Annotated in this window: 1 protein-coding gene; it reads left to right on the forward strand. The window is 39.4% G+C overall.

Translation table 11 applies throughout. The annotated features are described in order from the left end of the window. The first annotated feature begins 93 nt into the window (after nt 1-93). Nucleotides 94-1,425, forward strand: coding sequence for an IS4 family transposase (locus H592_RS0111525; protein WP_028868899.1), 1,332 nt, complete (start codon nt 94-96; stop codon nt 1,423-1,425). Nucleotides 1,426-1,438 lie beyond the last annotated feature (13 nt).

The raw sequence follows: 1,438 nt of genomic DNA on the forward strand, positions 1-1,438 counted from the left end.
TAATGCCGATCGGTTAAGGATCTAATAAGAAAACTTGAACGATCTTCCAGATAGATCATAATCCCTAATCTTATTTAAGGTTGGGGATTTTTTTTGTTTAATCAAGAGATGGAATTGGTGTATGAGTCATTTGAAAATAAAGAGGCTTACGACAGCGTATTAACAGCCATTGATTCTAAATGGATTGAAGAAGCATTATTTTGTACTCAAAAAGCGAGTGTTCGACGTCGCCGCTTACCTGCAGAGCAAGCTGTTTGGCTAATCATCATGATGGGGTTAATGCGAAATTGCTCAATAAAAGAAGTCTGTGGTTCACTCGATATTGCTTTGCAAACTAACCCTGATGAAGTCTATGACCATGTTGCCCCTAGTGTACTCACCGATTGTCGAAAGCGATTAGGTGAATCTCCCATGAGCTACCTTTTTAGTACAACTTGTGCGGCTTGGCATAAATCTATCATAGCTAAAAAACATAGTATCGGTTTAAACTTATTAGCCGTAGATGGCACGACCTTTAGAGCGCAAGACACACCAGAAAATAGGGAAGCATTTGGTTTTATCTCACAATCTAATCCTGTTTATCCGCAACTTCGTATGGTTTCTTTGCATTCAACGCATACTCGGATGCTACTTGGCGCTGCATTTGATAGCTGTAGTGTCGGCGAGATAACCTTAGCTAAACGGCTACTGACCGATATTCCAGAAGATTCATTAACCTTATTTGATCGTTGTTATTTTTCAGCAGACCTAATGCTCAATTGGCAGCAGTTCGGTATCAATGCACATTGGCTAACACCGGTAAAAAAAGCTATGCGGTATGAAGTTATTGATCGGTATGCCGATAATGATTTATTAATCGAAATGCCAGTATCCCCGCAAGCAAGAACTAAAAACCCAACCTTACCAGAGACTTGGCAAGTAAGAATGATATGTTACCAAGATCCAAAGGGTGATATTAAAGGCTTTATTACCTCATTAATTGATCCGACACTGTATTCAATGGATGCATTACTATCTGTGTACTGGGAACGATGGGAAATAGAGCAGAGTTTTGGAGAGCTTAAAAATAATCAGCTTAATGGGGAAATAACACTACGAAGTCGTTTTCCAGAAGGGGTACGGCAGGAACTATGGGGGGTATTATTGGGTTATAATTTGATCCGACTTGAAATGGTTAATATTGCGCTAGAAGCGAAGGTTGAACCTACACGGATCAGTTTCACGGCAGCCATTTGTATTATAGATACGCAAATAAGAGCCTATGCACTATCAGGTAATGGCACTATTCCGAAAAAGCTTCAGCTTATGCGAGAAGATGTTAAACATTTTATTTTGCCCAAAAAAAGAAAACACCGAACGTTTTCACGTTCAGTGCTCTATATTCCATCTAGATATCCGTTAAGATATAAGCCTAAAATCTCTTAACCGAACGGCATTG

The sequence above is a fragment of the Psychromonas arctica DSM 14288 genome (assembly GCF_000482725.1).
Lineage (GTDB): Bacteria > Pseudomonadota > Gammaproteobacteria > Enterobacterales > Psychromonadaceae > Psychromonas > Psychromonas arctica.